Annotated in this window: 23 protein-coding genes and 1 other RNA gene; 13 read left to right on the top strand and 11 right to left on the bottom strand. The window is 64.1% G+C overall.

The annotated features are described in order from the left end of the window. Positions 1-133: 133 nt before the first annotated feature. The 6 genes from A3AC_RS0114550 to A3AC_RS0114525 all read left to right on the top strand — a co-directional run bounded on the left by A3AC_RS0114550 (position 134) and on the right by A3AC_RS0114525 (position 6,589). Complete coding sequence (locus tag A3AC_RS0114550; RefSeq protein WP_025599686.1) at positions 134-1,381, top strand: pyridoxal phosphate-dependent aminotransferase; 1,248 nt, start codon at positions 134-136, stop codon at positions 1,379-1,381. A 92-nt stretch (positions 1,382-1,473) separates the two neighbouring features. Continuing rightward, complete coding sequence (locus tag A3AC_RS0114545; protein ID WP_025599685.1) at positions 1,474-2,805, top strand: homoserine dehydrogenase; 1,332 nt, start codon at positions 1,474-1,476, stop codon at positions 2,803-2,805. A gap of 8 nt (positions 2,806-2,813) precedes the next feature. Next, positions 2,814-4,265, top strand: a complete 1,452-nt coding sequence (gene thrC, locus A3AC_RS0114540; RefSeq protein WP_025599684.1) for a threonine synthase — start codon at positions 2,814-2,816, stop codon at positions 4,263-4,265. 254 nt (positions 4,266-4,519) lie between these two features. After that, the gene (locus A3AC_RS0114535) at positions 4,520-5,812 is read left to right on the top strand and encodes a molybdopterin molybdotransferase MoeA (protein ID WP_232231940.1); all 1,293 of its coding nucleotides are present in this window, start codon (positions 4,520-4,522) and stop codon (positions 5,810-5,812) included. A 25-nt stretch (positions 5,813-5,837) separates the two neighbouring features. Further along, complete coding sequence (gene moaD, locus A3AC_RS0114530; RefSeq protein ID WP_025599681.1) at positions 5,838-6,095, top strand: molybdopterin converting factor subunit 1; 258 nt, start codon at positions 5,838-5,840, stop codon at positions 6,093-6,095. A 17-nt stretch (positions 6,096-6,112) separates the two neighbouring features. Further along, positions 6,113-6,589 (top strand): molybdenum cofactor biosynthesis protein MoaE, encoded by a 477-nt coding sequence (locus tag A3AC_RS0114525; protein WP_025599679.1) that lies wholly within the window; start codon positions 6,113-6,115, stop codon positions 6,587-6,589. 289 nt (positions 6,590-6,878) lie between these two features. Here the strand turns inward: A3AC_RS0114525 and A3AC_RS0114520 are convergent, their stop codons facing one another. Further along, positions 6,879-7,421 (bottom strand): group III truncated hemoglobin, encoded by a 543-nt coding sequence (locus tag A3AC_RS0114520; protein ID WP_025599678.1) that lies wholly within the window; start codon positions 7,419-7,421, stop codon positions 6,879-6,881. Between the two features lie 301 nt (positions 7,422-7,722). Between A3AC_RS0114520 and A3AC_RS0114515 the strand changes: the two genes are divergently transcribed. Both A3AC_RS0114515 and clpB read left to right on the top strand, forming a co-directional pair. Beyond that, on the top strand, positions 7,723-8,232 hold the full coding sequence (locus A3AC_RS0114515) for an Rrf2 family transcriptional regulator (RefSeq protein ID WP_025599676.1): 510 nt from the start codon (positions 7,723-7,725) through the stop codon (positions 8,230-8,232). A 131-nt stretch (positions 8,233-8,363) separates the two neighbouring features. Continuing rightward, complete coding sequence (clpB, locus tag A3AC_RS0114510) at positions 8,364-10,961, top strand: ATP-dependent chaperone ClpB (protein WP_025599675.1); 2,598 nt, start codon at positions 8,364-8,366, stop codon at positions 10,959-10,961. A gap of 246 nt (positions 10,962-11,207) precedes the next feature. Here clpB and A3AC_RS0114505 read toward each other — a convergent pair whose 3' ends face one another. Continuing rightward, a complete protein-coding gene (locus A3AC_RS0114505; protein ID WP_025599674.1) occupies positions 11,208-11,636 on the bottom strand; it encodes a YidB family protein in 429 nt (142 codons plus the stop codon). Between the two features lie 219 nt (positions 11,637-11,855). Then, positions 11,856-12,512 (bottom strand): ComEA family DNA-binding protein, encoded by a 657-nt coding sequence (locus tag A3AC_RS0114500; protein ID WP_025599672.1) that lies wholly within the window; start codon positions 12,510-12,512, stop codon positions 11,856-11,858. Positions 12,513-12,800: 288 nt separating this feature from the next. On the opposite strand from A3AC_RS0114500, the gene A3AC_RS0114495 reads away from it, so the two are divergent. Further along, complete coding sequence (locus A3AC_RS0114495; RefSeq protein WP_025599671.1) at positions 12,801-13,301, top strand: MerR family transcriptional regulator; 501 nt, start codon at positions 12,801-12,803, stop codon at positions 13,299-13,301. Continuing rightward, positions 13,253-13,657: a carboxymuconolactone decarboxylase family protein gene (locus tag A3AC_RS0114490; RefSeq protein ID WP_025599670.1), complete on the top strand. Its 405-nt coding sequence runs from the start codon at positions 13,253-13,255 to the stop codon at positions 13,655-13,657. The genes A3AC_RS0114495 and A3AC_RS0114490 overlap by 49 nt, the downstream gene beginning before the upstream one ends. Before the next feature lie 90 nt (positions 13,658-13,747). Here the strand turns inward: A3AC_RS0114490 and A3AC_RS0114485 are convergent, their stop codons facing one another. The 8 genes from A3AC_RS0114485 to trxA form a co-directional block, all read right to left on the bottom strand. Beyond that, entirely contained in the window at positions 13,748-15,127 is a 1,380-nt protein-coding gene (locus tag A3AC_RS0114485; protein WP_025599668.1) for an MATE family efflux transporter, read from the bottom strand. Between the two features lie 6 nt (positions 15,128-15,133). Next, positions 15,134-16,891, bottom strand: coding sequence for an ArnT family glycosyltransferase (locus tag A3AC_RS0114480; RefSeq protein ID WP_025599666.1), 1,758 nt, complete (start codon positions 16,889-16,891; stop codon positions 15,134-15,136). 303 nt (positions 16,892-17,194) lie between these two features. Next, the gene (locus tag A3AC_RS0114475; protein WP_025599665.1) at positions 17,195-17,461 is read right to left on the bottom strand and encodes a type B 50S ribosomal protein L31; all 267 of its coding nucleotides are present in this window, start codon (positions 17,459-17,461) and stop codon (positions 17,195-17,197) included. 182 nt (positions 17,462-17,643) lie between these two features. Next, the gene (locus tag A3AC_RS0114470; RefSeq protein ID WP_025599664.1) at positions 17,644-18,477 is read right to left on the bottom strand and encodes a M90 family metallopeptidase; all 834 of its coding nucleotides are present in this window, start codon (positions 18,475-18,477) and stop codon (positions 17,644-17,646) included. A gap of 14 nt (positions 18,478-18,491) precedes the next feature. Continuing rightward, the gene (locus tag A3AC_RS0114465) at positions 18,492-20,048 is read right to left on the bottom strand and encodes an MFS transporter (protein WP_025599663.1); all 1,557 of its coding nucleotides are present in this window, start codon (positions 20,046-20,048) and stop codon (positions 18,492-18,494) included. Next, positions 20,045-20,650, bottom strand: a complete 606-nt coding sequence (locus A3AC_RS0114460) for a MerR family transcriptional regulator (RefSeq protein ID WP_025599662.1) — start codon at positions 20,648-20,650, stop codon at positions 20,045-20,047. Before A3AC_RS0114460 ends, A3AC_RS0114465 begins: the two co-directional genes overlap by 4 nt. 179 nt (positions 20,651-20,829) lie before the next feature. Then, complete coding sequence (gene rho / locus A3AC_RS0114455) at positions 20,830-22,098, bottom strand: transcription termination factor Rho (protein ID WP_006048863.1); 1,269 nt, start codon at positions 22,096-22,098, stop codon at positions 20,830-20,832. 258 nt (positions 22,099-22,356) lie between these two features. After that, a complete protein-coding gene (gene trxA / locus A3AC_RS0114450; RefSeq protein ID WP_006048864.1) occupies positions 22,357-22,683 on the bottom strand; it encodes a thioredoxin TrxA in 327 nt (108 codons plus the stop codon). 442 nt (positions 22,684-23,125) lie between these two features. Between trxA and ffs the strand changes: the two genes are divergently transcribed. From ffs to A3AC_RS0114440, 3 genes are all read left to right on the top strand, one after another. Beyond that, positions 23,126-23,224, top strand: an RNA gene (gene ffs, locus A3AC_RS29990) — signal recognition particle sRNA small type. 337 nt (positions 23,225-23,561) lie between these two features. Further along, positions 23,562-26,171, top strand: a complete 2,610-nt coding sequence (locus tag A3AC_RS0114445; protein WP_025599660.1) for a DNA polymerase III subunit gamma/tau — start codon at positions 23,562-23,564, stop codon at positions 26,169-26,171. An 80-nt stretch (positions 26,172-26,251) separates the two neighbouring features. Further along, positions 26,252-26,578 carry a YbaB/EbfC family nucleoid-associated protein gene (locus A3AC_RS0114440; RefSeq protein WP_006048866.1) on the top strand — a complete coding sequence of 109 codons (327 nt, stop codon included), beginning with the start codon at positions 26,252-26,254 and terminating at the stop codon, positions 26,576-26,578. Positions 26,579-26,983: the final 405 nt, after the last annotated feature.

The raw sequence follows: 26,983 nt of genomic DNA, 5'->3' as shown, positions 1-26,983 counted from the left end.
GGGCGGCCCGCTACGGGCGGCCCTGCGGCCCTGCGGCGTTACCGCGCCCCGAATTTCGCAATCCGCGAGCCTGCCCGGCGCGTCGGACTGTTCAAAGCCCTCACTGCCCTCAATGCTCGTTAACCAGGATGAAGTGCCCGCCGTGAAACCGATTCTCAAGTCAAACAAGTTGCTGAATGTCTGCTACGACATTCGCGGGCCCGTCCTCGAACATGCGAAGCGGCTCGAAGAAGAAGGCCACCGCATCATCAAGCTGAACATCGGCAATCTGGCGCCGTTCGGTTTCGAGGCGCCGGACGAGATCATTCAGGACATGATCCTGAATCTGCCGAGCTCGTCGGGCTACTCGGACTCCAAGGGCGTGTTCGCCGCGCGTAAGGCGATCATGCATTACACGCAGCAAAAGGGCGTGCACGGCGTCGAGCTGGACGACATCTACATCGGCAACGGTGCATCCGAGCTGATCGTGATGGCGCTGCAAGGGCTCCTGAACGACGGCGACGAAGTGCTGCTGCCCGCGCCGGACTATCCACTATGGACCGCCGGCGTGAGCCTCGCGGGCGGCACGCCGGTGCATTACATCTGCGACGAGTCGAACCGCTGGATGCCCGATCTCGACGACATCCGCGCGAAAATCACGCCGAACACGCGCGCGCTCGTCGTCATCAATCCCAACAACCCGACCGGCGCGCTGTATTCCGACGAACTGCTGCTCGGCCTCATTGAAATCGCGCGCCAGCACGGCCTCGTGATTTTCGCCGACGAGGTCTACGACAAGATCGTCTACGACGGCAAGAAGCATACGTCGATGGCCGCGCTCTCCGAAGACGTGCTCACCGTCACGTTCAACAGCCTCTCGAAAAGCTACCGCTCGTGCGGCTATCGCGCCGGCTGGATGTTCATTTCGGGACTGACCGGCGAGAACCGCCGCCACGCCAAAGACTATTTCGAAGGGCTCGGCATTCTCGCGTCCATGCGTCTATGTCCGAACGTGCCGGGCCAGTATGCCATTCAGACCGCGCTCGGCGGCTATCAGAGCATCAACGACCTGATCGTGCCGGGCGGGCGCCTCTACAAGCAGCGCGAACTCGCGTACGACATGCTCACGTCCATTCCCGGCGTGAGCTGCGTGAAGCCGGAGGCGGCGCTCTACATGTTCCCGCGCCTCGACCCGAAGATTTATCCGATTGAGAACGACCAGCAGTTCATTCTCGACCTGCTGCTGGAGGAGCGCGTGCTGCTCGTGCAGGGCACGGGCTTCAACTGGAAGACGCCGGATCATTTCCGCGTCGTGTTCCTGCCGAACGTGGACGATCTGGCCGATTCCATCAACCGCATCGCGCGCTTTCTCGACGGTTATCGCAAACGTCACACGGCCTAGCGCACAATACGATGCGCAACGCGTGATTTTGTCCGCCGCGCATCCGGCAACCGCCCCCGAATTCCCTTAATCACTACTCGACACCACGCTGCATGGAACCGATCAAAGTTGGACTGCTGGGCTTCGGCACGGTAGGCAGCGGCACCTTCACGGTACTGCGCCGCAATCAGGAAGAAATCAAACGTCGTGCGGGCCGCGGCATTGAAGTTGCGCGCATTGCCGTGCGCAATCCGGCCAAGGCGACGGCGGCCCTCGGCGCGCAAGCCGCGAGCGTCGCGCTCACCGACGACTTCAACGCGGTGGTCGACGATCCGTCTATCGACATCATTGCGGAGATGATCGGCGGCACGGGCGTGGCGCGCGACCTGGTGCTGCGCGCGATCGCCAACGGCAAGCACGTGGTCACGGCCAACAAGGCGCTGCTTGCCGTGCACGGCACGGAAATCTTCGAGGCGGCGCGCGCCAACGGCGTGATGGTCGCGTTCGAGGCCGCGGTGGCGGGCGGCATCCCCATCATCAAGGCGCTGCGCGAAGGTCTGACGGCCAACCAGATCCAGTACATTGCGGGCATCATCAACGGCACGACGAACTACATTCTTTCGGAAATGCGCGACCGCGGGCTCGACTTCGCGACCGCGCTCAAAGCCGCGCAGGAGCTGGGCTACGCCGAAGCGGATCCGACCTTCGACATCGAAGGCGTGGATGCCGCGCACAAGGCGACGATCATGAGCGCGATCGCGTTCGGCGTGCCGGTGCAGTTCGACCGTGCTTACGTGGAAGGCATCAGCAAGCTCGCGGCGATCGACATCAAGTACGCCGAGGAACTCGGCTACCGCATCAAGCTGCTCGGCATTGCGCGCCGCACTGACAAGGGCATCGAATTGCGCGTGCATCCCACGCTGATTCCGGAAAAGCGCCTGCTCGCCAACGTGGAAGGCGCGATGAACGCGGTCGTCGTGCATGGCGACGCCGTCGGCACGACCTTGTACTACGGCAAGGGCGCGGGAGCGGAGCCCACGGCGTCGGCGGTGGTGGCGGATCTGGTGGACGTGACGCGCCTGCATACGGCCGACCCCGAGCACCGCGTTCCGCATCTGGCTTTCCAGCCGGACCGTCTGTCGAACACGCCGATTTTGCCCATCGACGAGGTGACGAGCGGCTACTACCTGCGTCTGCGGGTTGCGGACGTGACGGGCGTGCTGGCCGACATCACGCGCATTCTGGCCGACACCGGCATCTCGATCGACGCGCTCCTGCAGAAGGAGTCCGAACAGGTCGACGCCAACGGCAAGGGCGAGACCGACATCATCCTGATCACGCACGAAACGGTTGAAAAGAACGTCAATGCCGCAATCAAGTCGATCGAGGCGTTGAAGACCGTCGTCTCGCAAGTCACGAAGCTGCGCATGGAAGCGCTGAACTAGGCCGAACTATGAACTATCTCTCAACGCGCGGCGCCGGAGCCGGCGAGCGCCACACTTTCTCCGACATTCTGCTCGGCGGTCTCGCGAAAGACGGCGGCCTGTACCTGCCCGCCGACTATCCGCGCGTCAGCGCCGACGAACTCGCGCGCTGGCGCACGCTGCCGTATGCGGACCTCGCATTCGAGATCCTCTCGAAATTCAGCGACGACATTCCGGCCGAAGACCTGCGCGCGCTGACCCGCAAGACGTACACGGCGGCCACTTACTGCAACGTGCGCGACGACGAGAGCGCGGCGCAGATCACGCCGCTCAAAACGCTCGGCGTCGAAAATGGCGCGCCATTGTCGCTGCTGGAACTGTCGAACGGCCCGACGCTCGCGTTCAAGGACATGGCGATGCAGTTGATCGGCAACCTGTTCGAGTACGCGCTCGCGAAGCACGGCGAAACGCTGAACATTCTCGGCGCGACTTCCGGCGACACCGGCAGCGCCGCCGAATACGCGATGCGCGGCAAGCAGGGCATTCGCGTGTTCATGCTGTCGCCGCACAAGAAGATGAGCGCGTTCCAGACCGCGCAGATGTACAGCCTGCAGGACCCGAACATCTTCAACCTCGCGGTTGAAGGCGTGTTCGACGACTGCCAGGACATCGTGAAAGCCGTTTCGAACGATCACGCGTTCAAGGCCAGGTACAAGATCGGCACCGTCAATTCGATCAACTGGGCGCGCGTGGTCGCGCAGGTCGTCTACTACTTCAAGGGCTATTTCGCGGCGACCAGGAGCAACGACGAGCGCGTGTCGTTCACCGTGCCGTCGGGCAACTTCGGCAATGTCTGCGCGGGTCACATCGCGCGCATGATGGGCCTGCCGATCGAAAAGCTGGTGGTTGCCACCAACGAAAACGACGTGCTCGACGAGTTCTTCCGTACCGGCATTTACCGCGTGCGCAAGGCAGCGGAGACGTATCACACGAGCAGCCCGAGCATGGACATTTCGAAGGCGTCGAACTTCGAGCGCTTCGTGTTCGATCTGCTCGGGCGCGACCCGGCACGCGTGCTGCAACTGTTCCGCGACGTCGAGGAAAAAGGTGGTTTTGACCTCGCGGCGAGCGGTGACTTTGCGCGCGTGAAGGAGTTCGGTTTCGTGTCGGGCCGCAGCAGCCACGACGATCGCGTCGAGGCGATCCGCGACGTGTTCCAGCGCTACGACACGATGATCGACACGCATACCGCCGACGGCCTGAAGGTCGCGCGCGAACATCTGCAGCCGGGCGTGCCGATGATCGTGCTGGAAACGGCCCAGCCGATCAAGTTCGGCGAAACGATTCGCGAAGCGCTGCTGCGCGAACCGGAGCGCCCGGCGGCTTTCGCGGGACTGGAGTCGCTGCCGCAACGCTTCGAAGTCGTGCCGGCGGACGCGCAGCGTGTGAAGGACTTTATTGCGGCGAACACCGGCGTCTGATTGAAGTGAATGAAGTGAAGTGGAGCGCGGGCCGGCGGCCCGCGCGACATGGTGAGCCGCTATTGCGCGAGGCAAACGCTGCGCCATCGCGGCTCGGCGAGCCGGCACCGCGGGCCGCGCCGAGTCCTACATTCAGTGAACCGGCGCGCGGCGCACAAACGCTAAGGTCGAAAACCCCTCGATAAGCGCGGCCCCGACAAGCTGTGGCCTTCGACCGCTACAATGTTCTTTTAACCAGCGGCTTCGAACCTGAGATGTCTACCCCCACGCCACGCGCTCCGATGCTCGCTACCGCCGACGCACTGGCCATCCTGCTCAACGCCGCGAGCCCGGTCAAAGGCAGCGAGTCGGTCCCGACGCTGCAAGCGCATGGCCGCGTGCTTGCCACCGACGTCGTGTCGCCGCTCGACGTGCCGCCGATGAACACCAGTGCAATGGACGGCTACGCGATCCGCGCCGCGGACATCACGACCCACGGCAACCGCCGCCTGCCGGTGTCGCAACGCATTCCCGCAGGGCACGCGCCAGAGCCGCTGAAGCCAGGCACGGCGGCGCGCATTTTCACCGGCGCCACGGTGCCGCCCGGTGCCGACGCGATCGTGATGCAGGAGCAGACGGAAGCCGCCGGCGACGAAGTCACCATCCTGCACAGCCCGCGGGCGGGCGAATGGATCACGGCGCAAGGCGCGGACATCCGTAGCGGTTCGGTGATTCTGCCGGCCGGCACGCGGCTCACGCCGCAGGCGCTGGGGCTCGCCGCATCGGTGGGTTGCGCCGAACTGCAAGTGCGCCGCCGCGTGAAGGTCGCCGTGTTCTTCACCGGCGACGAACTGACCATGCCAGGCGAGCCGCTGAAGCCCGGCGCGATTTACAACTCCAACCGCTTCACGTTGCGCGGTCTGCTGGAAAACCTCGGCTGCGAGGTGAGCGATTTCGGCATCGTCGAAGACAAGCTCGATGCCACGCGCGCCACGCTGCGCGAAGCGGCGCGCGCGCACGATCTGATTCTGACCTGCGGCGGAGTGTCGGTGGGCGAGGAAGATCACGTGAAGCCGGCCGTGGAGGCGGAAGGGCGCCTCACGATGTGGCAGATCGCGATGAAGCCCGGCAAGCCGCTCGCGTTCGGCGCTGTGCGCCGCAGTACGGACAATCAGGCGACGGCAGAGTCGGCTGCCTTGGCGGCAGAGTCGGCTGCGCCGTCGGCGGAGACGTTTTTCATCGGCTTGCCGGGTAATCCGGTGTCGAGCTTCGTGACCTTTCTCGTGTTCGTGCGTCCTTTCATTCTGCGTCTTGCCGGCGTGCAGACCGTCGCGCCCCGCGCGCTGTCGCTGCGCGCGGACTTTACACAGGGCAAGGCGGATCGTCGCAACGAGTTCCTGCGCGCGCGCATCAATGCCGCCGGCGGTCTCGATCTGTTCCCGAATCAGAGTTCGGCCGTGCTGACATCGACAGTGTGGGGCGACGGGCTGATCGACAATCCGCCCAATCATGCGATCAGTGCGGGCGAAACCGTGCGCTTCATTCCTTTTTCCGAGTTGCTGAATTGAGGCCGGCGACGCCGGCTGTATCCCCATGAAGATTCAACTGCGATATTTCGCGAGCGTGCGTGAAGCGCTCGATCTGGCCGACGAAACGGTCGAGGTGCCGGAGGGCGTCGCAACCGTCGGCGATGTCCGCGCGTGGCTGCGCGTGCGCGGCGGCATCTGGGCCGACACGCTTGCCGAAGGCCGCGCGCTGCGCATGGCCTGCAATCACGTGATGACCGACGCCGGCACGCGCATCACCGAAGGCTGCGAGGTCGCGTTCTTCCCGCCCGTCACGGGCGGCTGAACCGCAAGGAGCCGGCTATGCCCGTTCGTGTACAGACTGAAGATTTCGATCTCACCGCCGAGGTCGCTGCGCTGCGCGCCCGCAATCCGAAGATCGGCGCGGTGGCGTGCTTCGTCGGCACCGTGCGCGATCTGAACGACGGCAGCGCGGTCGAGGCCATGGAACTGGAGCATTACCCAGGCATGACCGAGAAGTCGCTGGAGGCGATCATCGTGAGCGCGTGCCAGCGCTGGCCGGGCATCGAGGTGCTGATCGTGCACCGCGTCGGCAAGCTTTATCCGCTCGACCAGATCGTGCTGGTCGCGACGACGGCCGCGCATCGCGGCGATGCATTCGCGTCGTGCGAATTCGTGATGGACTATCTGAAGACCCAGGCGCCGTTCTGGAAGAAGGAGAAAACCGCGGCGGGCGAGCGCTGGGTCGACGCCCGCGTGACCGACGATGCGGCGCTCGCGCGCTGGGGCATCGAGTCGGGAAACGGCGCGTCGGAATAAGTGCTGCGGCTGGGCGTGCGGCGTGGTGCTGGTCGCACCGGGCTCACGACGCGGCGCTTACGGCACGACGCTCAGGGCACGACGCTTACGGGACGACGCTCAAGGCACTGCGCTCAAGGCACCGCGCTCAAGGCACCGCGCTCAAGGCACCGCGCTCAAGGCACCGCGCTCAAGGCACCGCGCTCAAGGCAGGACGCTCAAGGCACCGCACTCAAGGCACCGCACTCACGGTGCTCGTGGCACGACGTTCGTGGCACGCCGCTGGCAGGCTGCTCCCGCGCCCACACCATCACTCGTCCCGCGATTTCCCGATGATGCGCGTCGGAAACGGCTCCCCGGCGGGCCGCGCCGCAAGATGCGCCTCATCGTCCGGCCGGGGCCGCTTCGGCGCGACGCGGTCGAGCAAGGCCTGCTGTTCCGGCGGAATCTTGTAGTCCCAGCCGAAGCGGCTCAATTGCAGGCTCTGCGCGATACGCAGCGCCGGTTCCATGAAGCGGACGGCCGCAGCAGGCTCGTAACGCGATTCCACCGTATCGAGGAACAGATACAGCCAGCGGCTGAAGTGCTGCGGCTCGATTCCCGCGAGCGGCTGGTGCGCCTGCTGGACATTGCCGCGATACTGCTTCGCGCCCAGCACGAGACTGGCCCAGAAGGTACACATCTTCGGCAGATGATCGTCCCAGCGGCCGGCAAGCGTTGCGTCGAACACCGGGCCGAGCAATGGGTCGGCGCGCACGCGGTCATAAAACGCGTAAACCAGCTCGCGAATGTTCGCCTCTGTCGGCTCGGCAGCGCGCTCGACAACCGGCGCGGCGGGAAAAGAAGGGTTCATGCAGATTCCAGAGATGCGCGACGATTCGTCCCGGGCGCGCCACAGCACGCCACAAACCGGACGAAACTGCCACAATGACGGCCCGGCCGGCCGAACTGAGCTCAAAATAGCGTACTTTTCGTGTGAATGGGCGCGGCGCGAAACGTTACCATTGGTGTCGAAAGCCCGACTTTACCGATGCAGCATAAATAAACATGTGCCAGTCCTGCATCTTATGGCGAAGCCGCGGCGCCCGGCAACCCTTGCATCGACGCGGTTATCCCACGGATCGCGGCTTGCGCTCATTGTGATACTGCAAACCATGAGACTGACCGACTACACCGATTATTCGCTGCGCGTCCTTCTGTACCTCGCTGTGCGCGGGCAGGGCTTGTCGACCATTCAGGATATCTCCGAGGCCTACCGCATTTCCAAGAACCACCTGATGAAGGTGGTGCAGCAGTTGAGCGAGCTTGGCTGGGTCGAGACCGTGCGCGGCCGCAACGGCGGCCTGCGGCTGGCGGAGCGCACCCGCAAGCTGACTGTCGGCGAGGTCGTGCGCGCAACGGAAAGCGACTTCGCGCTGGTTGCCTGCCTGCCGGACCAGAACGGCGAACGCCGCGCATGTGTCATTACGCCTCAGTGCCGGTTGCGCAACGTACTGGAGACGGCGCGGCACGCCTTTCTCGCAGAGCTCGATCGCCACACGATCGACGAGGTCGCGGGTCCGGAAGGGCCGCTGGCGGCCTTGCTCGGCATACGCACGGTGATTCCGGTCGTGCCCGTGTCGCCGGTCGAGCCGGCAAGCGACAACCCGGTGCCCGTGGCCTGAATGCGGCTCGCCCGGGGCGCCGCGCATTTTCTCGCGTCAGATGCTCAAAAACTCCATCGGGACTGCAAAAAAGCGCTTGAATCCTGAATAAATCGCCTCATTTTGGTGGTAATCGAAATTGGAGGTCTCGAATGAGAATCGACAAACTCACCACTAAATTCCAGGAAGCGCTGGCGGACGCGCAGAGTCTCGCGGTCGGCCACGACAATCAATATATCGAGCCGGTTCATGTCCTCGCGGCGCTCGTCGCGCAGCAGGACGGGTCGGCGCGTTCGCTGCTGTCGCGCGCCGGCGTGCACGTGCAGGCGTTGCAAACCGCGCTCGACGAGGCCATCACGCGCCTGCCGCAAGTTCAGGGCACCGACGGCAACGTGCAGATCGGCCGCGAACTCACCGGTCTGCTGAACCAGGCGGACAAGGAAGCGCAAAAGCTCAACGACACGTTCATTGCGAGCGAAATATTCCTGCTCGCGGTCGCGGACGACAAAGGCGAGGTCGGCCGCCTCGCGCGTCAGCACGGCTTGTCGCGCAAATCGCTCGAAAGCGCGATTGCCGCGGTCCGCGGCGGCTCGCAAGTGCACAGCCAGGACGCCGAAAGCCAGCGTGAAGCGCTCAAGAGGTACACCATCGACCTGACCGAACGCGCGCGCGCCGGCAAGCTCGACCCGGTGATCGGCCGCGACGACGAAATCCGCCGTTCCATTCAGATTCTTCAACGTCGTACCAAGAACAATCCAGTGCTGATCGGCGAACCGGGTGTAGGCAAGACCGCGATTGTCGAAGGACTCGCGCAGCGCATCGTCAACGGCGAAGTGCCGGAGACGCTGAAGGGCAAGCGCGTGTTGTCGCTCGACATGGCCGCGCTGCTCGCGGGCGCCAAGTATCGCGGCGAGTTCGAAGAGCGTCTGAAGGCCGTGCTCAACGACATCGCGAAGGACGAAGGGCAGACCATCGTCTTCATCGACGAAATTCATACGATGGTCGGCGCGGGCAAGGCGGAAGGCGCGATGGACGCGGGCAATATGCTCAAGCCGGCGCTCTCGCGCGGCGAACTGCACTGCGTCGGCGCGACCACGCTCGACGAATATCGCAAGTACATCGAAAAGGATGCCGCGCTCGAGCGCCGCTTCCAGAAGGTGCTCGTCGACGAACCGACGGTCGAGGCCACGATCGCGATTCTGCGCGGCTTGCAGGAGAAGTACGAACTGCATCACGGCGTGGACATCACCGACCCGGCTATCGTCGCGGCGGCTGAACTGTCGCATCGCTACATCACGGATCGCTTCCTGCCGGACAAGGCCATCGATCTGATCGACGAAGCCGCGTCGAAGATCAAGATGGAAATCGACTCGAAGCCCGAAGAGATGGACCGGCTCGACCGTCGCCTGATCCAGTTGAAGATCGAACGCGAAGCCGTCAAGAAGGAGAAGGACGAGGCGTCGCAAAAGCGCCTGCAACTCATCGAAGAGGAAATCGAGCGTCTGGATCGCGAATATTCGGACCTCGAAGAAATCTGGACCGCGGAAAAGGCGGCGGTGCAGGGCAGCGCGCAACTGAAGGAAGAGATTGATCGCACGCGTGCCGAAATCACGCGCTTGCAGCGCGAAGGCAAGCTGGAGAAGGTCGCTGAACTGCAATACGGCAAACTGCCGGGTCTCGAGGCGCAACTGAAGGAAGTCACGCAGGCCGAGGCGAAGGAACAGAACAATCCGACGCGGCCGCGCCTGTTGCGCACGCAGGTGGGTGCTGAGGAAATCGCCGAGGTCGTGTCGCGCGCGACCGGCATTCCGGTCTCGCGCATGATGCAGGGCGAGCGCGAAAAGCTGTTGCAGATCGAAGAAAAACTGCATGAGCGCGTGATCGGCCAGGACGAGGCGATCAACGCGGTGGCCGACGCGATCCGCCGCTCGCGCGCGGGTCTGTCCGATCCGAACCGTCCGTATGGTTCATTCCTGTTCCTCGGGCCCACCGGCGTGGGCAAGACGGAACTGTGCAAGGCGCTGGCTGCGTTCCTGTTCGATTCCGAGGATCACTTGATTCGCATCGACATGAGCGAGTTCATGGAGAAGCACAGCGTCGCGCGTCTGATCGGCGCGCCGCCGGGATATGTCGGCTACGAAGAGGGCGGTTATCTGACGGAAGCGGTGCGTCGCAAGCCGTATAGCGTGATTCTGCTCGACGAAATCGAGAAGGCGCATCCCGACGTGTTCAACGTGCTGCTGCAGGTGCTCGACGACGGCCGCATGACCGACGGCCAGGGCCGCACCGTGGACTTCAAGAATACGGTGATCGTGATGACGTCGAACCTCGGTTCGCAGGTCATCCAGGCGATGGTCGGCGAGCCCCAGGAAGCGGTGAAGGACGCGGTGTGGACCGAAGTAAAGCTGCACTTCCGCCCCGAGTTCCTGAACCGCATCGACGACGTCGTGGTGTTCCACGCACTCGACCGCTCGAATGTGCAGTCCATCGCGCGGATCCAGTTGCAGCGTCTGCACGAGCGGCTGGCGAAGCTCGACATGCAGCTGGTGGTGTCGGACGAGGCGCTGGAGCATGTCGGCAAGGTCGGCTACGATCCGCTGTTCGGTGCGCGGCCGTTGAAGCGCGCGATCCAGCAGGAGATCGAGAACCCGGTCGCCAAGCTGATTCTGGCGGGCAAGTTCGGTCCGAAGGACGTCATTCCGGTCGAACTGGAAGACGGCAATCTCGTGTTCGAGCGCGTGGTGCATTGAACTCTCAGTCAGTCTGACGCGGAATGTAGCAACCCGCGCAAATAGCAAAGCGGCAACGAAGTAATCTTCGTTGCCGCTTTTCTTTGCCTGCTCGACTGTGCGCTTTGGGCTTGCTGGCGGGCTTGCTTATTGGCCCGCTTTTTGGCCCGCTTTTTGGCCCGCGTGTAACGCGCTTGTTGACCGCTCAACGCGCGGGCGCCGTGCCCTGGCCAATGCTGTTCCCACCGCCACAGCCGGTGCCGCTGATCAAGCCGTGCCCTTGCCGAACAACGCCGACAAGCCGCCGAGCGCGCCAAGCACGGTGGTTGCGTTCAGTTTGCCTTCGGCCGGCACTTCGCCGTCCGGCGTGGCTGCATTGACCACGTGCGGCAGGATCTGCGACAGAAGGCCGGTAACCTGGTCCGGTTGAACGCCGGCTTTAGCGGCCAGGCTCGTGACGGCTTCGGAGCCGAGCACGCTATGCAGCGCGTCGGCCGCAATCGGCTGATTCTCGCCGTTGCTGATCCACGACGATACGACGTCGCCGAGGCCCTTTTCCTGGAAGCGTTGGACGAGGCCATTCAGGCCGCCTGGCTGGCTATTGACGAATTCGAGTGCGGCTGCGATCAGCGCTTGCTGGCCGCCGCCTTCGGGCGATTTGCCGACCAGGGAACCGAGGGTATCGAGTAGGCTCATGACGGGTCTCTTTTGAATGCCGGCACGTCGGAGACGAGCTGGCGGGTGAGGCGCCGCGCGGCTGCGCGGCGTCGAGGGGAGGAAGGCGTACTGCAAGGCGCTGCCGCCGTGCCTGTCACGCCCGCAGGCGTGATGACGACAACGACATGAAAACCTCGCTGTGCACTCTGCCTTGCTGGTTTAGTCAGTCTCTGACGCGGTTTGCGCCGGACAAGTTCTCTATGCGCCGCCCGAAGCCGCCGCGGCGGACGCCGCTTTGCTCTTCCTGGCTTTTTTCTTCGATGCCTTGGCGCCGGAGGCGTCGGCAGGCGCGCTCGCTGCAGTCCCGGTTGCGGCGGTCGCCGCGGTGGTACCAGTGGGCGCGGACGCCGCCGCGGCGGCGTCCTTAGCCTTCTTCGACGAACGCGACGACTTCGACGCTTTCGCGCTGGAAGCGTCCGCAGGCGCAGCCGGCGTTGCGGTGGTCGCTGCGCTTGTCGTCGGTGCCGTGGGAGCGGTGGTCGCAGGCGTCGTGGTCGCCGCGCTATTGGCCGCAGGCGTGGTCTTCGTCGCCGGGGAGTTCGCGCCTGCCGATGTCGTGGCCGATTTCGCACCCGCCGGCGGCGCGGACGAGCCATTGATCGTCAGGCCCGCCGCTTCCAGATTCACTACCGACTTGCTGCCGATGCCCTTGACGCGCGCGGCGAGGTCGTCGGCGTTCTTGAACGGGCCGTTCTTCGTGCGTTCTTCGATGATCGCCTTCGCATGCGCGGGCCCAATGCCCTTGACTGATTCGAGCGCCGCCTGATCGGCGGAATTCACTTCGACCGCCGCCGCGAAACCGGCCGACAGCGACAGCGCGAGAGCAACGCAAAGCATCACAAGCTTTTTCAGCATGGCAAGCACTCCATTGAGGGCAAAAATTAGCCGGGAACGGGCGACGCATTCTGTCAGCAGGCGTGCGCTTAAGCATAGGACAAATGCGCGCCCTTATTTGCGAACGCCCACGATTTATACCGACCGATTGATGGCAAGTAAATCACTCTGAACGATCTTTAAACCTTTTGCCGCGTTATTAGGCAGTTGTGAGTCCATCTGCGCATCTTGCGCGCGTGGCCGCATCAACGATGACAGCGCGACGCACTTGACTTAGAGTGCACTCGAAGTCCTAACCTGAGTCCTGTCATGTCGAAAACGTCGAACGCACTCACCATCGGGCAGGTCGCCGGCATCATCGGCGTCTCCACGCACACGCTGCGCTACTACGAGCAGGCCGGGCTGATTCGCGCGGTCGGCCGCACGCAGGCGGGGCATCGTCTGTATTCGCCGGCCGATGTGGACTGGCTGCGCTTCGTGATGCGCCTGAAGGCGACCGGCATGCCGATCGCCGGCATGCAGGCTTTCGCCGCGTTGCGGGCCGAAGGTCAGCAGACGATGGGCGCGCGCCGCGACCTGCTGGCCGCGCATCGCGATGCGGTTCTTACCCGGATCGCCGAATTGCAGACGAACCTCGGCGCGATCATCGACAAGATCGCGTATTACGAAAGCGAAGCGGCCGGCAAATCGCCCGCGCCCGGCAGCCGGACACGACGGATCGACGACACGTCATCGTTCTCACACTCGGAAAAGGACTCACCATGGATCACGCACAAACCGACCGCTACACGCAAGGCTGGAACAAACTAAGGGAAATCGACGGCTCGGCAGGCGAGCAGGTGATTGCCGCGCTCGCACCCATCGCGCCGGACTTCGCGCGTCTTGTGATCGAATTCGGTTTCGGCGATATTTACAGCCGTCCGCAACTCGATCTGCGGGCGCGCGAGATTGCGACCATCGCTTCGCTCGCCACGCTTGGTTGCGCGCAACCGCAGTTGAAGGTGCATATCGAAGCAGCGCTGAATGTGGGCTGCACGCGCGAGGAAATCGTCGAGGTGTTCATGCAGATGGCACTGTACGCGGGCTTTCCGGCCGCGTTGAACGCACTGTTCGCGGCCCGCGAGATTTTCGAGCGCCACGACCGGGTGTTGGAGGCCGGGCAGTGAAAGGCGGCGGAAAGGGCACAGGCGGCTTGAGCGCGCGGCTTGGCCATGCCGTGCTCATTCTGCCTGCCGCTGCGCACGCGGTTTATCGCGTCACACGCCTACTTCAGTGCTCAGCGCGCCGGCCGCGAGTACATGACGCTTGCTGATCACACGCCAGTAGAGCAGCAAGCCGATGCCGGCAATCGCGAGACTCGCGGTGTTGGCAACCCAGAAGCCGCGGGCGCCGGTCAGCCACGGTGGAATCGTGCCGCTCACGTTGAAACCGAGCAGATAACCGCCGCCAAGACCCACGCCCCACAGCGCGACCGCGTAAATGGCGGTCGGCACGACGGCGACCTTGTAAGCCCGGAGCACGAACGCGGTGGTGATCTGCAATGCGTCGAAGAGGTGATAGCAGACGACGATCAGCACGAGCGGCATCGCCGCCGCCACGACTTGCGGGTTCGGCGTATAGCCCGCAATTACGTAGGGACGCAGCGCCAGCACGATCACGCCGTAACAGCAGGCAATCGCGACGGCCATTGTGATGCCGTGGCGCGACAGCGTGCGCGCCGCTTCGGGGCGATGCGCGCCCAGCGCCTGCGCGACGAGCGTCGACGAAGCAATGCCGATGGAAAGCGGCGTCATGTACAGCACCGCGCCGATGTTGCCGGCGATCTGGTGCCCGGCGAGCGTCGTCGTGCCGAAGCGCGCGATGAAGAGCGCCATGAAGGTGTATGACGTGACCTCGATCAGGTAGGACAGTCCCATTGGAATGCCGAGCCGCAACTGCGCCGCCTGGCGCCGCCACACAGGCCAGCAGAAGCGTTTGAAGATCGCGAAGGGCGTGAACACGTCGACGCGCGTGAGCAACGTCATGCCGACGAGCGCGAGCGCCCAGTTGATAAGGCTGCTCGCGAGCGCGCAGCCGGGACCGCCGAGCGCCGGCACACCGAGTCCACCGAAGATGAACCACGTATTGAGCGGCACCTTCAGCAACAATCCGCCGACCTGCAGGATCATCACGAGCCGCGGCTTGCCGACTGCATTGCTGACCGAACCATAGACGCGAAAGACGAGGCCCGCAGGCAGGCCGAACGCGAGTATCCGCAGATACCACACGGTGCGCTCGTGCAGCGCCTCGGGCACGCGCGCGAGTTGCAGCAGACGGCCGGGAAAGAACAGAATCAGAAAGCCGATCACCGTCAGCGCGAGTGCGAGCCACAGCGCCTGCCGCACTTCCTCGCCGATCTCGTCGTAGCGGCGCGCGCCGTAGAGTTGCGCGGTGATCGGTTGCAGGGCCGTGAGAATCCCCGTCAAGCCTATGTAGACGGAAATATAAATCGACGAGCCGAGGCCGAGCGCGGCGAGATCGACGGCCGAGTAACGGCCGACCATGGCCGTGTCGATCACGCCGAACGCAATGATCGCCAGTTGCCCGATTAGCACCGGCCAGGCAAGCCCTGCGATTTTCCGTAGGTCGGCGAGCATATCCGTTCAGTCAGCTTTCTTGTGCCAGCTGCGCCGTTTGACGACAGGCGGCTTCGGCCGGTCGATGCGGACATACAGACGGAAGCGTTCGTCACGGTCGGCCGCGCGGCGGCCTTCCCACACGAGCTTCCACACGAAGTCGGACATGGCGCTCGGCTCGCCGTACTCCTGGGTGTCCTGACGCAGAATGACGTCGCAATCCTGATCGAATGAGAAATGCATGTCGCCGAAATAAGCGAAGGTCGCGATCTGCGCATTGCCGAGACGCACCGGCGATATGCAGGTGTAATCCTCCGGCAGATGGCTCGCGATCTGTTGGGCGACATCTTTATAGGTCCGGCTGTAGTTGACGACCGGCAGCCACAAGGTCATCAGCAGCACCCACATCAGCGTCGTGCCCGCGCTGGAGAGCACCACGCTGCGCCACAGCACCTTCGGATGGCGCGCGAGGCGCCACTGAACCAGCACGAACCAGCAGAGCGTCACTGCGACCGCGCAGACGAACGACAGAATCTTGAACTGCGGCGCGAAGCCCGGCGCAAGCCGCGCGAGATTGCGCGCGAGCGGATGCGGAAAACCCGTGAGGCCCGCCACGTAGACCAGCCAGACGAAGCTGCCGAGAATCGTGAAGCTGAGCAGCGCGAACCAGTCGATCGCGTTGATCGCGCCGCGCTTGAGCGTGGGCAGCGCGAAGGTGGCCAGCACCGCGAGCGCGGGCAGCAGCAGCATATAGAGGCGGTTCGACTGATGGCTCTGCAGCACGACCAGCACGAGTAGCGGCCCGATCACCGAAAGCGGAATCGCCACGTGGGGGGCGCGGCGCAGCCCCGACCAGCTGAACCAGGCCCATAGCGCAAGCGGCCAGGCGGGCCACGTGAAGAGCGGCAGGTTCTTGAGCGCGTAAGCCGCGACCGAGCCGGGCGGGCCGGCGAACGAGCTCAGACTCACATGCACCCACTGGTTCAGATACCAGACGGCGTCGACGGGAAAGGCGGCCAGCGCGGCAATCGGCCACGCGACCGAAAGCGCAAGGGCAATCGGCAGGCCGGCGAGCAGCAGCCAGCGCGAGCGCGTTTCGCGCACGATCAGGGTCATCGCGAGTGTGCCGAGCAGCAGCGCGCCGACCAGCACGGGACTGCTCGCGAGCGTCACGAGGCCGACCGCGAGCCCCCATATCGAGGCGCCCTGAATCGGTTTGTCGATCATTCGCACGAGGCCGTACACCAGCATGGCGATGCCGACGAATTGCGCCAGTTGCGGCGTGGTCTCATGGCCGCGTTCGGCGAGGCCGAAGCACGCCAGCAGGATCAGCAGGGCGCCGTCGGCCAGTGTGCGGCCATAGTCGCGCGGTTCCGGCTCGCCGCCGAACGCGTACTTGAACGGCTGCACTTCGGCACGCCGGCCGAGCAGGTAGGCTGCATACCAGACGAACGCGCAGCCCGCGCAGAACAGCAGGCCGGTGAAGACGCGCGAGGCATTGCTGGCGTCGACCCACGGCGCCAACGCGCGAATTGCGCTTGCGCCGAGCCAGTAGCCGAGCGGGCCGTCTTCGGTCAGGTATTTGCCGACCAGATTGGGCAGGAGCCAGTCGTGCGCCGTGCCGTTAGCCATGGTCCACATCACGCCGAAGCCGGCTGCGTCCTCGTTCTTCCACGGATCGCGGCCGAACAGGCCGAACGACGCGTAGACGATGCAGATGGTCAACAGCAGCCAGCGTGGCAGCGCACTGGTCGCGGAGGCAGTGAGGCGAACGACAGGTCTCATGCGGTTTGGGTTATTAGATAAGCGAAAGCGGCCATCGAAGTGCGAGTCCGGCTGAGACGGTCTGGTTTGAGCATCCGGCATTGTAGTCGGGCGGCAGTGTGCGCGTCACGACCGGTAATGGCGCGCAACGGCGCCGGGGCGCCGTGACGACGCGTGCGGGCCGCAGCCGCAGCCAATGCGCACCTCGGCGAGTGCGGGGGATGCCGCCGCAGCCGGCAGGCGACAAAAAAGGGCAGCTTGCGCTGCCCTTCATTTTCGCTGCATCGCTGCCGGCCGGAGCCGGCGAAGCGGTGAGCAGGCGTATTACTTCGCTGCTGCCTTGCCGGTAGCGCGTGCGCCGAATTTGTTGCGGAACTTCTCGACGCGGCCTGCCGTGTCCATGATCTTTTGCTGGCCGGTGTAGAACGGGTGCGATTCCGACGACACTTCGATCTTGGCGAGCGGGTAGGTCTTGCCGTTGTACTCAGCGGTTTCACGCGTCTGGATCGTGGAGCGCGTGACAAACCTGAAGTCGTTCGACACGTCGACGAACAGAACTTCGCGGTAATCCGGGTGAATGCCTTCTTTCATGGTCTTTCCTTTAATCTGGCGGTAGCCAACCCGCGTGAGGCCGCTGTTGCGCGGACCGCATCTTGGCGCGAGCCACTTGCCTAGGGTCGAAAAACGGCGATTATGCCAGAAAATCAGTCGCTTGACGAATTCTCTGAGGTTTTCGACCGCCTCGCGGGCGCGATTGAGCCTCTGTGCCGGTACTAAGGCGATGCAAACGTCAGACCGACGCGCGCCGGGTCCTGACGGTAATAGCGCGCGAGGAGTCGGTATAGCTCCGGATATTCCGCCTCGAAGGCTTGTGGCTTGACGAAAAGCGCCTCGCTGCACACCGCGAAGAACTCGGACGGATGATCGGCGGCGTACGGGTCGATCAGCGATTCGCGCTCGAAGCGCGTCCAGCGGCGCTGCGGCACCGCGTCGACGCGGGCGCAGAACTGGTCGTAGGCGGAATCGAACACGTCCGCCCACGCGTCTGAGTCGAGCGGCGCATGCCAGCGGCGCACGAGCGGCGGGTGGCCGTCCGCCTCGCCGTTCAGCATGTCGATCTTGTGCGCGAATTCGTGGATCACCACGTTGTACGCGTCGAGGCCGTCCGTCATCTGCGCGTCTTCCCACGACAGGATCACCGGGCCGCCTTCCCATGCCTCCCCGCTCGCATCGTGCTCGACTTCGTGGACCACGCCGTCCTCGTCCTCGACCGTCTTGCGGATCACGAATTCGCCCGGATAGACGATCACGCCGACCCATCCGCGATACAGGTCGAGGCTCAGATTCAGCACCGGCAAGCACGCCTGCGCGGCGATCGCGACGGTCATGGCGTCGGTCAGCTCGAGCTCATGCGCGGTGGAGAATTCCTTCTGCGCGATGAACAGACTGCTCATTTCGCGCAGGCGCGCGAGGTCCGGCGCGTCCAGATGCGCGAGGAACGGCAGGCCGTCGAGCGTGGCTTGCCAGAGCGCGTCGCCGATCGCGTAGTCCCGCAGCGCGCGCTGACGCCGGCGGGCCCCGAGCCATTGAGTCAGTTTGGAGAACATGGGCCGATAAACCGTTAGTCGATCTGTCTTTGCCAGGCGGCGAAAATCCCGCCGCATATCGCGACGCCAATCAGGAAATAAAAGCCGTCCAGCGAACTCAGGAAGCTGGCCTGCCGCGCCACCGCCCGGCTGATTTCGACGACGGCCAGCGCATGCGCGTCCGACGGCGAGCGCCCGGCAGCGGAAAACGCGCGCGTGAGCGCGGCAAGCGAGTTCTGGAACAACGGATTGTACGGATTCACGAACTCCGCGAGGCGCGCCTGGTGCAACGCCTGGCGATGCTGCTCGACGATGATCACCGACGCCGTCGCGAACGAGATCGTCAGTTGCCGCACGATATTCTTGAGGCGGTAGCCGTGTGCGAATTCCTCTATCGCGAAGATTCTGAAGGTGAGGTTCGCGACCGGCAGCACGATGAACAGCAACAGCAGGCCGCGCAACAGCAGTGGCCCCGTGAGCGCCGCCATGCCCGCGTCGGGCGACATGCGGGTCATCCATGCGGCCGTCAGCGCGGCGATGGCGAAGCCCGGCACGATGATCCACTTCTTGCGCGTGAGAAGCTTTGAATAGCGCAGATAGACGAACAGCGCGCTGGCCGAAATCAGCGACGTGACGCCGACGAGTTGCCCGGTGTTCTCGACCGGATAACCCAAACCACTTTCGAGCAGCCGCGAGATCAGATAGCTAAACGCGGTCGAGAGGTAGTAATAGAACATGTAGAGCACGAGCCCGGCCTGAAACACCTTCTCGCGCAACGCGTGGAGACGCATGAGCGGGGCAGGGTGATGCCATTGGTGATACGCGAACCAGCCGAGCGCGGCAAGGCCCGCGACCGTCAGCAGAATGAGACCGGGCGACGCGCTGAACAACTGGAAGCGCACTTGCTGCATGACGATTTGCAGCGAGGCTTGGGCAAAGGCAAAAATGATGTACGGCCAGAAATGCGCCGAGCCGCGCTCCGCGGGCAGGCGGTTGCCCGCGTCGGGCAACGCGAGCCGTGCGAGCAGGGCGAACAGCAGCCCGACGGGCGCAGTGCACGCGAAAAGGGCGCGCCAGCCGAAGTAGGCGATCAACTGGCCGCCGATCAACGAGGCGAGCGCGCTGCTCAACACGATCAGTATCAGGAACGCGCGGGTTGCGGCGGGGCGCTCTCTGGGCGTGAAGCTCATCTGGATCAGAATGCGGCAGGTGCCCATCATCGGGCCAATGAAATAGCCCTCGAAGCCGCGCGCAAACGCGAGCTCAACAGACGATTCGCTCACCGCAGCAGCCACCGCGCCCGCAGCATAGAGCAGCATACAGCCGGCCACATAGCGGCGGTAGCCGAGGCGCTCGACCCACCATTCCTGCTGCAGGATACCGAGCACCGCAGCCACGGCATAGGCGCTCGAAGCCCACACGAGCTCATCCGGCGAAGCGTTCACGCCGCCGGCAATGTAGCTGGCGAAGAATGAAAAAACCGAATTGTCGAAGTAGTCGAGGCCGGTAACGAGCGCGAGCACCCACGGGAAAAAATCGCCGCGCAGCTTCTGCGCGATCAGCCAGCCGACGCGAGGCTCAGCTCTCCTCATGACCGTGGGCGCGGCGCCGCGGCGCGCGGTTTGTTCGCGCGCTTTGCTTCGAAGTCCGCCGTGGGCTTTGCCTTGTCTTTTGCGCCGCGTTTGTCTGACCTGGCGGCGCTCACGGTCTTACGCGCTTTCCCGCTTTTCGCGAGCGCGTTGCGGCGCTGTTCGAGCAGCGCGTCGGGATTCTCGCCCGCAAGGCGGCGCTTCAGATACTCGAGATCCGGACTCAGTTGGTCGCGCAGCTTTTGCGCTTCCTTCAACTCGCGGCGCATGGCCCGAATGCGCGCGTCGAGCGCATCGGCCTGCCCGGCGATTGCGTCGTGAATCTGCTGCAGCGACTCGGTCGAAAACCGCTGTTTGCCCCCGACCGGTTCCATCGGGCGCTTGAGCATTTCGCTGATGCCGTGCAGTGAAAACCCCAGCGACCGCAAACGCAGAATGCGCCCGAACCGCTGCAAGTCCTCTTCGTCGTAAAGACGGTAGCGGCCTTCGCTGCGCGTGGGCGACACGAGTCCGCGCTCCTCGTAGTACTTCAATGTGCGCGGCGTGACGCCGAGGCGCTCGGCGGCGTCGCGTACCGTCAAAAGGCTGGGCGAGTCGGCTGTCATGAGTGGTGGCTTTTGAAGCGGGTTCAGGGGCGATTGTACTGCAACGTGCACGTTCACGTGCATGTTGGTGCCCCGACGCAAGCGTTGTGACATTCCCGTTTATGCAAAACCACCGGACGAAAAAAAACCGCTCGTCGGCGACGAGCGGTTTTCAGATGCGGTGTTTGCTGACGCGCAGCTTAGCTGCCGCCGCCGCGCCGCATCATGTCGAAGAACTCGGAATTGCTCTTGGTCTGGCGGATCTTGTCGAGCAGGAATTCCATCGACTCGACCTCGTCCATGTCGTGAATGAACTTGCGCAGCACCCAGATCTTTTGCAGCACTTCGGGCTTGATGAGCAGTTCTTCGCGGCGCGTGCCGGACTTGTTCAGATTGATGGAGGGGTACACGCGCTTCTCCGCGAGACGGCGCTCGAGGTGCACTTCCATATTGCCCGTGCCCTTGAACTCTTCGTAGATCACGTCGTCCATGCGGCTGCCGGTTTCGATCAGCGCCGTGCCGATGATGGTAAGCGAGCCGCCTTCTTCGATATTGCGCGCCGCGCCGAAAAAGCGCTTCGGACGTTGCAATGCGTTGGCGTCCACACCGCCCGTCAACACCTTGCCCGAAGCCGGCACGACCGTGTTGTACGCACGCGCGAGACGCGTGATCGAGTCGAGCAGAATCACCACGTCGTTTTTCATTTCGACGAGGCGCTTGGCCTTTTCGATCACCATTTCTGCGACCTGCACGTGACGCGCGGCAGGTTCGTCGAACGTGGAAGCGATCACTTCGCCGGCCACCGAACGCTGCATTTCCGTCACTTCTTCCGGGCGTTCGTCGATCAGCAGAACAAACAGCACGACGTCGGGATGATTCTGCTTGATGGCATGCGCGATGTGCTGAAGCATCACGGTCTTGCCGGACTTCGGCGAGGCGACCAGCAGGCCGCGCTGGCCTTTGCCGATAGGCGCGATCATGTCGATGATGCGGCCCGTGACATTCTCTTCGCCACGCATTTCACGTTCGAGCAGCAGCACCTTGTTCGGGTGCAGCGGCGTCAGGTTTTCGAACATGATCTTGTGCTTCGAGGCCTCCGGCGGCTGGCCGTTGACCTTGTCCACCTTCACCAGCGCAAAATAGCGCTCGCCGTCTTTCGGCGTGCGCACTTCACCTTCGATCGTGTCGCCCGTATGCAGATTGAAGCGGCGGATTTGCGACGGGCTGATGTAAATGTCGTCCGTGCTGGCGAGGTAGGAGGTTTCCGGCGAACGCAGGAAGCCGAAGCCGTCCGGCAGCACTTCGAGCGTGCCGTCGCCGAAGATCGTGTCGCCCGTTTTGGCTCGTTTTTTTAGAATGGCGAACATCAATTCCTGCTTGCGCAGGCGGTTCGCACTTTCGATCTCGAGGCCATTGGCCATCTCGATCAATTCGGACACGTGCAGAGTCTTAAGCTCGGATAAATGCATACGGAGAACCCGCAGGAGAAGGTGCGACGAAATGAAATCTGGGAGGAGAAGTGAGCGGAACCGCTCAAGGACTTACACGTCTTTTCGACGTTTTGCGGATTCTAGCATAGCACACGCCAGTTTCCGCCAGTGGGCCGGCACGGCATCTTTGTGACCAGAAACGTTGCCGGCTGACAACAAAAGACAAGACAGCACAACGGTGCAGGAGCGGGCGCGAGCAGGTCCGGACGGACCGCGCGATGCGCCCGCGCGACTGTATTACAGGTTGCCGTCGAGGAACGCGGTGAGTTGCGACTTCGACAATGCGCCGACCTTTTGCGCGGCGACAGCGCCGTTCTTGAACAGGATCAGTGTGGGGATGCCGCGCACGCCGAACTTCACCGGGGTGGATTGATGTTCGTCGACGTTGATCTTGGCGATCTGCAGGCGATCGGCGTAATCCTTGGCGACCTCGTCGAGGATTGGCGCGATCATCTTGCACGGACCGCACCATTCAGCCCAGAAGTCGAGCAGCACGGGTTTATCGGATTTCACGACGTCCTGTTCGAACGATGCGTCGCTAATATGCTTGATTTGTTCGCTCATTGTATGAATACCTCTATCGGTTCGAGGCCCGCCTGAATTGCTCGCCACGATACGTCAAAACCTAGGGAAACTTCCGTTCGCTTAGCCGCACTCGGAATTCCTTGCCGCTTAGGCACGAAAAGTCTGAGACTGTTCGTGAATATGCGAAAGGCTCGCGCTTGCGGGTCATCCGTACGGCAGTTTAGCTTAATTCGCTATGCGTTGCCGGGCGCGATAGTACTCGTCAGGGGCAGTGGGGCCGACGGCTGCCGATGAAGTGCCACCGTGTTTCATCAACTGCGACGTAGCCTATCTGGAGGCGCGGCGCGCAAACTCAAGAGAACCGCACGTGCCGCGAGCGAAACCCGGCGATTGGCGATTGCGCGCACGCTTGTCATGCTGCTCGTCGTTTCGCTCGCATTAACAGTCGCGCAAAGAGTGCGGCAATGATAGAATGTTTCGTGACGGGCCTCCTCGCATGGAGGGATGGTCAACCTGGTCAGGTCGGGAACGAAGCAGCCACAGCCGTTTTCCACCAGTGCCGAGGGTCAGGCTCGTCACCTTCCTCTTTCTGTTTGTTCCGTTTCTTCCGTTTCTTCCGTTTCTTCCGGTTTATCCCCTTGTCTTCTCCTCGGGCTTGCTGAGAGCGTATTCGCTTCAGACGCCGGTTTGCCGTGGGTGTCGGGTCGTTGCTCGCTTTCCACGCATGCACGAGCTGTTCGCGGCCTTCATGTACGGTCCCGCGCGCTACTGATATACGACCGCCCACTTCGCCATCGCGCCTCGTTCGACAATATTTTTCTATTGCGCCGTTAGGCGCTTTCAATCGACGACGCACGGGCGTGCGCGCGGCCATGCGAATCGGTTTTGCGCGGCATTGTTACTGATACAATTTCCGAATGACCTATCAAGTTCTCGCACGCAAGTGGCGGCCGAAGGATTTCGCGTCGCTCGTCGGACAGGAGCACGTGGTACGCGCGCTCACGCACGCGCTCGACGGCGGCCGTCTGCACCACGCCTATCTGTTCACCGGCACGCGGGGCGTCGGCAAGACGACGCTGTCGCGCATCTTTTCGAAGGCGCTGAATTGCGAAACGGGTGTGACGTCGACACCATGCGGCGTCTGCCGCGCGTGCCGCGAGATCGACGAAGGGCGCTTTGTCGACTATGTCGAAATGGACGCGGCGAGCAATCGCGGTGTCGACGAAATGGCGGCGCTGCTCGAGCGCGCAGTGTACGCGCCGGTCGACGCGCGCTTCAAGGTCTATATGATCGACGAAGTGCACATGCTCACGAACCATGCCTTCAACGCAATGCTGAAGACGCTCGAAGAGCCGCCGCCGCACGTCAAGTTCATTCTCGCCACCACCGACCCGCAGAAAATTCCCGTCACTGTGCTGTCGCGTTGTCTGCAATTCAATCTGAAGCAGATGCCGGCCGGTCATATCGTCTCGCACCTCGAACACATTCTCGGCGAGGAGAAAGTGCCGTACGAGGCGCAGGCGCTGCGCCTGCTCGCGCGCGCCGCCGACGGTTCGATGCGCGACGCGCTCTCGCTGACCGACCAGGCGATCGCCTATTCGGCGAACCAGGTGAATGAAGAGGCAGTGCGCGGCATGCTCGGCGCGCTCGATCAAAGCTACCTGATCCGCCTGCTCGATGCGCTCGCGCAAGGCGACGGCGCGGCGGTGCTCGCGATCGCCGACGAAATGGCGCTGCGCAGCCTGTCGTTCTCCACCGCACTGCAGGATCTCGCGAGTCTTCTGCACCGCATTGCGTGGGCGCAGTTCGCGCCGTCGTCGGTGCTCGACGAGTGGCCGGAAGCCGGGGATCTGCGCCGCTTCGCGGACACGCTCAGCGCCGAACAGGTGCAGTTGTTCTATCAGATCGCGACGATCGGGCGTAGTGAACTCGGTCTCGCGCCCGACGAATACGCCGGCTTCACAATGGCGCTGCTGCGCATGCTGGCGTTCGAGCCGGCGCCTACAGGCGGCGGTGGCGGCGCTACGGGCGCCGGCCGGCAGGCTGCGCAAGCGGGCGCGGGTGGCGCAAGGCAGGCGGGCGCGCCGGCGGTGGCGGCGCAGCAACGGGCGTCGGCTTCGGCGGCTCCAGAATCGAGCCCGGCGACCGGGTCCGAACCTGCGTCAGCCGTCGGCAAAACTCGTGGAATGCAATCGCCGACGGATATGCGCGAAGCCGCACCGTCCGGCGCAACGTCCGCGGATTCGCAAGCCGCTGCGGCGCAGACTCTCGCGCCGTGGGACGACGCGCCAGCTCAGCCCGCAGCGTCTCCAGTTCCCGCTGATGCGCCGGCTGCACATGCAAGCGTATCGGCTGACAAGCTGCCTTCAGCAATGGTGACGGCAACGGCGCCGGCGCCGGTTGCCGCACCGGAAAGCTCGGCCACCGCCGCGTCCGATCCCGCGCCCACCATTGCCACGGCGATTGATGACGCTGATGATGTGCCGCCGGCCGCATTGAATGCACCGGCTGCAGCGGCCTCGGCGCGTGCAAGCGAAGCCGCCGGCTCGCCTGCGACGAATCAGGTCGCCTCCGCTTCCGACGCGCCACCGCCGCGCCGTGCCGGCGGTGCGAGCGCCGCGCTCGACGTTCTGCGCAGCGCCGGCCTGAAAGTATCGTCGGACCGTGGCCGTGCGAGCGCTGCCACGACCGCAAAGCCTGCGGCGTCCGCCGCAGCTGCTCCAGCGCCAAAGCCGGCCGGGCCACGCGTCGTGGTTCCCGTGCCGACGCCTGGCGCGCCGCGCGCGACGCCACAGCAACCCGCAGCGGCCGGGCGTGCGTCGGCATCGGCGGAACCCGCACAATCGGCGCAATCCGCACAATCCGCCCCCTCGGCGGCGCGCAATGACGCCCCGCAAAACGGCTCGCCGGTGCCTCCGTGGGACGACATGCCGCCCGACGACTACGTGCCGCTTTCCGCATCGGACGACGGTTACTACGGTCCACCGGACGACAACTACATGCCGGTATTCGACAGCGGCCCGGACGACGTCCGCGTGAACGCGCCGGCGGCATCCGCGCCCGCGCCCGTCGTCGATCAGCGTCCGCTGCCGCCCGCCGTGCCGCTCGATCCGCTCGGCTTCAAGGGCGACTGGCCGGCGCTCGCCGTCGACCTGCCGCTCAAAGGCATCTCGTATCAGCTCGCGTTCAACAGCGAGCTCATGGCGCTCGAAGGCAACACGCTGAAGCTGAACGTGCCGGTGCCCCAATACGCGGAAACCTCGCAGGTTGCCAAACTCAAGGCGGCGCTCGCCGAAAAGCTCGGTCAGAATGTCGACGTGGTAGTCGAAGTCGGCCCGGCGCGCCGCACGGCGGCTGCTCACGACGCTGCGCTGCGCGCTCGACGCCAGCAGGAAGCGGAGCGCGAGTTGAGCGCCGATCCGTTCGTGCAGTCGCTGATCCGCGAATTCGGCGCGAGCATCGTGCCGGGCTCGATTCGACCGATTACTCCGGACGCCGGGCCGAACGGCGCGTCGCCGGTTCACTGATTCGCCGCGCGCCGCACTGCAAGCACACCGACAGCGCACGCGATCCCCGAATTTCACGCTATCCAAGAAGGAGCATTTCCATGATGAAAGGTCAACTCGCCGGGCTGATGAAACAGGCCCAGCAGATGCAGGAAAACATGAAGAAGATGCAGGAGCAGCTTGCTCAGATCGAAGTCGAGGGGCAGTCGGGCGCGGGTCTCGTCAAAGTGACGATGACCTGCAAGAACGACGTGCGCCGCGTGTCGATCGACCCGAGCCTGCTCGCCGACGACAAGGACATGCTGGAAGACCTGGTCGCCGCCGCATTCAACGACGCCGTGCGCAAGGCCGAAGCCACCGCTCAGGAAAAGATGGGCGGCATGACGTCGGGCCTGCCGCTGCCGCCGGGCTTCAAGCTGCCGTTCTGAGCCCCGCTCCGTAGCGGGCGGGCGCGGCCAACGTGGCGTGGTCACCCGGGCGGTGCGTGCAAAGCGCGTGAGTAATCAGGCGGACGTTGAACTCACGTTCCAGCCGATTCACGCGCGTGAGGCGGAGCCCGACAGCGCCCAGCGGCAACTGGCGGCGCCCGACGGCACCCGAAGGCACCCGAAGGCACCCGACCACGCCCGTCGCGAGACCCGAGCGCAGCCGTTCTTCGCCGCGCCTCTCGGCTCTGGTCCACGCCTCACGCCTCGCGCCTCACGCCTCGCGCTCGACACCGTTCGGCGACATATACTGGCGACGAGCCGCTGTGTGCGCCTCGCCGGCACAACACTCACGCGCGGCGGGCGGCTTCCGCCTGAGCCGGTCCGCACCAAGGCCGCAGCAAACCG

The organism is Burkholderia sp. WSM2230, assembly GCF_000472445.1.
Lineage (GTDB): Bacteria > Pseudomonadota > Gammaproteobacteria > Burkholderiales > Burkholderiaceae > Paraburkholderia.
This window is presented reverse-complemented; position numbering and strand designations above follow the sequence as displayed.